The sequence below is a fragment of the Liquorilactobacillus mali KCTC 3596 = DSM 20444 genome (assembly GCF_000260415.1).
In the GTDB taxonomy this organism is placed as follows: Bacteria; Bacillota; Bacilli; order Lactobacillales; family Lactobacillaceae; genus Liquorilactobacillus; species Liquorilactobacillus mali.
Genome location: NZ_BACP01000052.1, coordinates 1 through 7,726, shown reverse-complemented (window position 1 = coordinate 7,726; position 7,726 = coordinate 1). Strand labels below are relative to the sequence as shown.

At 39.4% G+C, this 7,726-nt stretch carries 5 protein-coding genes; all 5 read right to left on the bottom strand.

Annotated features, from left to right (window positions below; genetic code table 11):
* Positions 1 to 680: 680 nt before the first annotated feature.
* On the bottom strand, positions 681 to 1,919 hold the full coding sequence (locus tag GSM_RS09185; protein ID WP_003691574.1) for a dihydrolipoamide acetyltransferase family protein: 1,239 nt from the start codon (positions 1,917 to 1,919) through the stop codon (positions 681 to 683).
* A gap of 13 nt (positions 1,920 to 1,932) precedes the next feature.
* Entirely contained in the window at positions 1,933 to 2,964 is a 1,032-nt protein-coding gene (locus GSM_RS09180; protein ID WP_003691575.1) for an alpha-ketoacid dehydrogenase subunit beta, read from the bottom strand.
* Between the two features lie 23 nt (positions 2,965 to 2,987).
* The gene (locus GSM_RS09175; protein WP_003691576.1) at positions 2,988 to 3,956 is read right to left on the bottom strand and encodes a thiamine pyrophosphate-dependent dehydrogenase E1 component subunit alpha; all 969 of its coding nucleotides are present in this window, start codon (positions 3,954 to 3,956) and stop codon (positions 2,988 to 2,990) included.
* 67 nt (positions 3,957 to 4,023) lie between these two features.
* A complete protein-coding gene (gene lpdA, locus GSM_RS09170; RefSeq protein WP_003691577.1) occupies positions 4,024 to 5,364 on the bottom strand; it encodes a dihydrolipoyl dehydrogenase in 1,341 nt (446 codons plus the stop codon).
* A gap of 515 nt (positions 5,365 to 5,879) precedes the next feature.
* The gene (locus GSM_RS09165) at positions 5,880 to 7,691 is read right to left on the bottom strand and encodes a sigma-54-dependent Fis family transcriptional regulator (RefSeq protein WP_003691578.1); all 1,812 of its coding nucleotides are present in this window, start codon (positions 7,689 to 7,691) and stop codon (positions 5,880 to 5,882) included.
* Positions 7,692 to 7,726 lie beyond the last annotated feature (35 nt).

Genomic DNA, 7,726 nt, shown 5'->3' with positions numbered 1-7,726 from the left:
GCCTAACTTTTGTGTTGCACTTCAAGATGTTGGGGTTATTTTAACAACGTTTTTAAGGGACTATTTGATGCTAATAATCCCTACGATTTCTTCCTGCCGATAATGAGTTGTATTTATTCTATGGGTGTTCCTATGTCAATAACTTAGTTTGGCGTAACTTAAGTTCTCGTTTTAACGATTTCAGTTTTCGACGTCTGGACTTGTCTGGGTTTGGAGAGTTGTGCTCTTTTTCAATCTTTTTATTCAGATCTTTCAATTTGTTCTCTAACCGCAAGATAATTTCATCAAGTATTTCTAAAGTAAGATCTGTCTCTGCTGAGAGCTGGCACTTAAACTTAGCTTCATTTAATTCTTCGAGAAGGGATATAATCGCAGAGCGATTAAGCTTGTCAAAACGAACAGTATTCTTACGCCAAACAAAACTATATTTATTGCATCGGCTAAAATTTTAGTTCCATCAATAAAAGTAACCTCATCAATAAAGTTATTTTGCTTTAGATATTTGGTTAGTTTTTGAAAGTGCTGGCTGCAACCAGTGCTTTTTTATTTTTAATTATACCAAAAGAGCTTCACCAGAAAAATCATTACTTTCTCTGGTGAAGCTCTTTAACTTAGGGACTTATGGCACAGTCCCCTCTATTTAAAACTAAAACACAATACGTTTGACCTTCTCATTTTAATTACAGTACCAACATATATGGATCTTCTAGATATGAAACTATTTCTGCCAAAAAGTCTGCTGCAGGTGCTCCATCGATTATCTGATGATCAAAAGTTAAGCTTAGTGGCAATTTAAGCAACTGATTTACCTTACCATCATCATTGAGAGCAAGTTCTTTCAGCAATGTACCCACTCCTAGGATTCCAATCTCAGGTTGATTAATAACTGGTGTAAAATACTCAACTCCGCTCTTGCCTAAATTACTAATTGTAAACGTACCACCACTGTATGCACTACTTTCTAATGTACCCTCACGTGCATCAGTTATTACTGAATTCAAGGACCTGCCCAATTCTGTCAATGTCATTGAATCCGCAGATTTAACTACCGGAACTACCAACCCATTATCAACGGCAACAGCCATTCCGATATTAACATCTGTAACTTTTTCATATAAACCATCATGATACCATGCATTCATTTTTGGCGTGTCCTTAAGTGCCAAAATAGCGGCTTTGGTTACAAGCGTTGTCAAGCTTAACTGTCCATCAACTAAAGGCTGATTTACCTTCTGTTTCAATTCTTTTCTGAAAGACATTAGCTTCGTAATATCAGCCTTAAGTTGCAGGGTAACCTGTGCTGTATTCTGCAGACTACTCATCATCCGCTGGGCGATTACTTGACGCATCCCTGTTAAACCAGCGCCGGCTTTTGCGGATGCAACCGAACTTGTCTCGACTGGACGTGCTGTCGGAACATAGTTTTCAACATCACGCCTGGTTACTCGTCCATTGCCCCCAGTTCCTATGATTTGATGGTAGTCAAGGCCTTTTTCTGCAGCTATTTTACGTGCCAAAGGTGTGACGAAGACACGTTCTTTATCACTATTGCCTTGTTCTGCTACTATTGACTGTTTGTCTGCCTGAACCTGTGATTCCTCAACTTGTTCTGCATTATCAGCCTCTTCTTTTGATTCTACTGGTACTTGTTCCACTGCTCCACCTTCACCAACCTTTTCTCCAGCGGCTCCGATATATCCGATTGGATCCTTACACTTGGCATCTTCACCTTCATGCACCAATATTTTAATTAGAATTCCATCAACAGGAGCATCAACATCGGCAGTCAGTTTTTCAGAATTAATTGCTGCAACAATATCGCCTTTTTTGACTTCATCACCCTCATTTTTGACCCATTCATAGACTGTTCCCTCTGTCATAGTCAGACCAAGTTTTGGCATTATGATCTCTGTTGCCATGCTAACACCCCCTTTATTTCTTCAAGTCGTCAATCAATTCTGCTGCCGTTTCAATTACCCGATCTGCATTAGGCAAATACAATTGTTCCAGGTTAGTTGCAAATGGTACCGGTGTATTTGGTGCACAAACCTTTTTGATCGGTCCATCTAAATAATCAAATGCCTGGTCGCCAACAACTGCAACAATGTCTGTTGCCGTATTGTTGTGTGGATTAGCCTCATCGATTATTATTAAGCGTCCCGTTTTCTTAACCGAATTGATAACAGTTTCTTGGTCCCAAGGTGCAACCGTAATAAGGTCAATCACTTCGACTTCAATTCCGTCTTTTGCCAATCGTTCTGCAACTTCTAAAGCAACATAAAGCATTTTTCCAATCGTTACAATCGTCAGGTCAGTGCCTTCACGTTTAATTTTTGCTTTACCAATTTCAACCTTATAATATTCCTCTGGGACCTCATCCTTGAGACCATAAAGTGTCTTATCTTCTGAAAAAACAACCACATTATCGTCCTCAATCGCAGCTATCAGTAAGCCCTTTGCATCATACGGATTAGAAGGAACGACCACCTTGATTCCTGGAATTGAAGCCAATATTCCATAATAAGAACCTGAATGTTGTGCAGCTGCACTCGCACCTGCACCGTGACAGGTCCGGATTGTCATTGGAATCTTAGCTTTACCGCCAAACATGTAGCGCATCTTGGAACCCTGTGCCAAAATAGTATCCAAACAGAAGCCGATAAAATCATTAAACATCAGTTCTGGCACAGGACGTAAACCTGTTGCTGCAGCTCCAACCGAAGCTCCCATATATCCCATTTCAGAAATTGGGGTGTCAATCACACGTTCACGTCCATATTTAGGCATGAGTCCCTTGGTTACACCAAAAACGCCACCCCAGGCATCTTCATTTTGCTTCGCTAAATGATCAACTTTAGCTCCACCGGCAATATCCTCACCCAAAAGGATAACCCGCTCGTCCTTTTCCATCGCCATATCCAGGCCTTCATTGATTGCTTTCATAAATGTTATTCGTCTAGCCATACTGCATTCTCCTTTCTATCCGTTTAATCAACAAAAACATTTTCATACAAGGATTCCGGTTTTGGGATAGGACTCTCCTCGGCAAATTTGATAGCATGTTCAATATCTTCAACTGAAGTCTGTTCAATTTGATCTGCCTTTTCGGCACTCAATAATTTTTCAGCAACTGCATATTCCCGAAATTCTGGAATACTATCGCGGTCTGCCAAATCTTTTTCTTGCCCTTCTTTAGCCTTATACTTTTGTTCATCACCTTCGAAGTGTCCATAATTACGATAAGTTATACATTCAATCAATGTTGGCCCTTCACCTTTACGCGCACGATCAATGGCCTTGCCCGCTGCCTCGTATACGGCCATTAAGTCCTTACCATCAATTGTTTCACCTGGAATACCATAAGCTGATGCGCGATCAGCAATCCGTTTAGAACCTGATGCATATTTTTGCGGAGTAGCCTCACCATAGGAATTATTCTCATTTACAAATACAACTGGCAATTTCCAGATGGATGCCATATTGATACTCTCATGGAAAGTACCCTCGTTAGCAGCTCCATCACCGAAGAAACAGACTGCAACATCATCCGTTTTTAAATATTTGTTGCGTAAAGCCGCCCCGATTGCAATTGGAAAACCACCGCCAACCATTCCGTTGGCACCTAACATTCCCTTATCAATGTCAGCAATATGCATTGAACCGCCCTTGCCTTTACAAAGACCCGTTTCTTTTCCGTAGATTTCGGCCATCATTTTATCTAAATCACAGCCCTTTGCGATACAGTGCCCATGCCCACGGTGAGTACTGGTAATGTAGTCCTTATCTGTCAGATGTGCACAGACTCCAGTTGCGATTGCTTCTTCACCTGCATACAGATGAACGAAACCTGGAATAGAGCCTGTTGAAAAAATTTGATGCACTTCATCTTCAAAGTTACGAATATCGTTCATTTTCTTATAGATCCATTCAGCACGTTTCTTTGATAATTTCTCCATTTTTATTGCCTCCTCATGTCATTAGTAAAATCAACTTTGCTTAGGTTTTTGGTCTAAACCCCTTTTCTTAACTATTTTCCAACATATGAGCAACTTCACCTGTTAATTCTGATAGGGTTGGATGTGCAAAAATAACATCATCCAATTCGTCGACTGTTCCTTCCGCCTTGCTGACAGCTAAAATAGTATGAATCATTTCAGTGGCATTACTGCCAACGATAACTGCACCAAGAATTTCATGATATTTCTTTTCACTGATGATTTTCACAAAACCGGTTGCTTCCTCACCAGCAATTGCTTTCCCATTGCTGGTATACGGCGCACTCTTGACAACAACTTCAAAGCCTTTTTCCGCAGCCTGTGTCTCACTTAATCCAAAACTTGCAACTTCAGGATCTGTATACAAGCATCGCGGAATGTAACGTTGTGCTACTGGGGCTTGTTTCTCACCACAAATAGTATCCACCGCGATGATGCCCTCCGCACTGGCTACATGTGCTAATTGATATCCGCCAATCAAATCGCCAATTGCATAAACGTGCGGAAGGCTTGTTTGGTAATGCTGATCGACTTTGACAAAGCGCTGTCCCTCGTCTAATGTAATTCCAGCCTTCTTAGCCAACTCAAGGTTAGCTCTGCGACCAGTTGCGACCAACAACTGATTAAACTCGTAAGTACTATCGGTCAACTGAACCTGCTTAGGAGTAACTTGCTTGATCTTGACACCTGACTTAACAACAATTCCCATACTCTGTAATTTTTGTTTAATGATTTTCCGTGCTTCTTCGTCCTCAGTCAGCAAAATATCAGGCGCTACCTCAAGCAGAATAACATCAACGCCCAACGGCTGCATTGCAAACGCAAGCTCAACAGCAATAATCCCACCACCAATAATGACCAATTTTTGCGGAAGATCAGTCATTTTGAAAAATGTATCAGTAGTTAGATACTTAACTTTATCAATCCCATTAATTGGTGGAATGAACGGATGTCCCCCCATTGCTAAAAGAATATCTTTAACCATGATTGTTTTGCCAGCAACACTTAACTGCCTTTCCTTAGTTAATGAAGCCTCACCTTCAATATATGTGATTTTATTTGACTTGAACAACTGTCTAATTCCACCTTGCAGGGTTGCAACTACACGATCCTTCCGCTTAACCAGTCTAGGAAAATCAACATCTTTTATTTCCATTGCAATCCCAAACTGGCTAGCTTCTTTAGCAGCCAGTGCCCAATGACTATGTTTTAAGTAACTCTTGGATGGAATACAGCCAGCATTTAAACAAACACCACCAATATCCTTTTTCTCAATTACTACTACTTTCTTGCCCAATTGAGCAGCATGGATCGCTGCAATGTAACCACCCGGGCCTGCTCCAACAACTGCAACATCATAACTTGTCATAAAGTGCTTCCCCCCTTGTAAAAGTTTTCTTACCCTCTCACTTATTTATAAGCAAATTCCATGCCAATAATTTTCGTGTAATCAGTTTATTCATCAAATAATTAAATTATTATTAATACTATTAATTAGCGTTATTTTTTATCTGAGTTTTGATTCATGCACATACAGTTGTTCGTTTTTATCAAAAAAGGAAATCTGACAAATGACAATAATATTTGAGTACTACTCCTGAATTACGAACATAGTGTATCTTTTGCCATAAATATTTTACAATTAGATTGAGTATTTTGACTTATGTGATACTTTTATTCGGAGTCAAAAAAGAGGCCAGACAAAAATTTATTTTTTGATCTAGCCCTTTTTTAAAATTTAAAAACAAATAATTTATTAAAAATTATATAGCTATCCATACTTGCTTTATTCTCAATTATTATTTACCAATAATTGTTGCATTCATTTTCTGTACATAGTGTTATAAATGAAACAATTTGTAACTATTATCTTAACTGCTTTGTTCAGTATTTTAATCCATACTTTTTCATCTTACGGTACAAAGTCGTCCGTGAAATACACAATTCATCTGCTGTTTTACTAATATGGTAATGATTCTGCTCCAACACTTCCTGCAGTTTTTCTGCTTCCTTGGCCTTACTCTTAGATGGCAGCTTGTGCTTTGTAGAACCTAAAAAAGAATCTGCTGTTTTCTTTTGAACTTCAGGAGCTAAAGTTCCCTCTTCTATCAGCTGTCTGATTTGTGTATCCGTTGGCTGTTGTAATTCGTAAAAAAGATATAATCGTTCCAAAAAGTTGTTAAACTCTCGGACATTTCCATCCCATGAATAAGTACAGCTAATACTATACAACTTGTCCTGCCAGCTCATATGCCATTTCTTTTTCTTGCAAAAGGCCACAATTAGCTGTCTGATATCTTCCATTCGTTCACGTAAAGGCGGAATTTGAACTGGACAAACGTAGATTCGATAAAAGAGATCTTCACGAAACTTTTTTTGCTGAACCAAAGTTCGTAAATCAAGATTACTGGCAGTTATTAATCGAAAAGAAACTTTACGCGGCCCTCCATTAATCGGCATGATGCTCTTCTCCTCAATAACACGTAATAAAGCTGTCTGCATTCTCATAGACATACTTTCGATTTCATCTAAAAATAACGTTCCACCATCTGCCTGCTCAATTTTTCCTTTCTGGCCCTTAACGTTAGAACCCGTGAAAGCCCCAGGAGCATAACCAAAGAGCTCACTTTCAAGCAAATCTTGGTTTAAGGCTCCACAGTTGAGCGCTACTAGTGGGCCACCTCCAACTGCACTATTATAGTGAATTGTTCGTGCCAGTACTTCTTTTCCCGTGCCAGACTCTCCAAAAAGGTGAATTGGTAAATTGCTACTTGCTAGTTTCAAAACACGTTTCAAAAACTGGCTGTAGGCTTTGTTAGTTGTTGGCACACCGGGGTAATAGAACTTATTTGGCTGCGATGATTTAGTAAAAATATGCATCTTGTAACCAATTAGTTTATTTTTAAAGTAAATCTTCTCACTTTTATAGATTGTTTTTGCATCAATATAATTGTGGATATCACTTCCCAGTTCATACCGCTCACTGTCTTTTTCAGGTATGCTTACAAGCTTAAAATGCGTATCGCATAAAAGCTCATTAGGCTGGTGTAATATGCAGTATTGTAATAATTCTTTCCGCCGTTCAAGCTCTTCGCGAATCAAAGTATTTGATATCCGTTGGGTCAACATTGTCAGCCAAAACAAGGCATCCTTGGCTGAATCGTTGTGCAACGTTGAAATATCTAAGACACCTAAAACGTCACCTTCTTCATCTAGAATGGGTGAGGCCGAGCAACTCCATTGCCTTGAAGCAAAAGCATAGTGTTCTTCCGAAGTAACGTGCTCATCTTGTTTAGTCCGTATAGCAATACCGATTGCATTTGTTCCAACATTAAGCTCTGTCCACATCGTTCCTTCTCTAAAATAGAACTCGTTTGCATTCTCTTGTGCTTGCAAATTACCATCGCGCCATAAAATATTTCCTGTTTCATCAGTCAAAATAAAGACTGGCTTCTCTAAGATAAAGTTTGTCTCGAACATTTTGATCTGTTCTCTAACCACTTCAATCAATTTGCTGTATTGCTGTTGTTTATTAAACAGCTCCGCTGCCGAGAGAATTTTTTGTGGCTTAATAAGGTATGGATCAATCTTTGCTCGCAAACAAGATTTCCATGAATCAGCAATCTTAGTATCCAATGTGTCGGCGGCCAACTTATTTCCTGCAATAAAATTTTCCCACAACTGTTGGTTCTGCATGTGCTCACCCCCCTATTCGAAACAAAAAAGGTTCC

Bases quoted from the DNA above. Each gene is read 5' to 3' on its own strand.
- lpdA (WP_003691577.1), bottom strand. From the start codon at position 5,364: ATGACAAGTTATGATGTTGCAGTTGTTGGAGCAGGCCCGGGTGGTTAC.
- GSM_RS09175 (WP_003691576.1), bottom strand. From the start codon at position 3,956: ATGGAGAAATTATCAAAGAAACGTGCTGAATGGATCTATAAGAAAATG.
- GSM_RS09180 (WP_003691575.1), bottom strand. From the start codon at position 2,964: ATGGCTAGACGAATAACATTTATGAAAGCAATCAATGAAGGCCTGGAT.
- GSM_RS09165 (WP_003691578.1), bottom strand. From the start codon at position 7,691: ATGCAGAACCAACAGTTGTGGGAAAATTTTATTGCAGGAAATAAGTTG.
- GSM_RS09185 (WP_003691574.1), bottom strand. From the start codon at position 1,919: ATGGCAACAGAGATCATAATGCCAAAACTTGGTCTGACTATGACAGAG.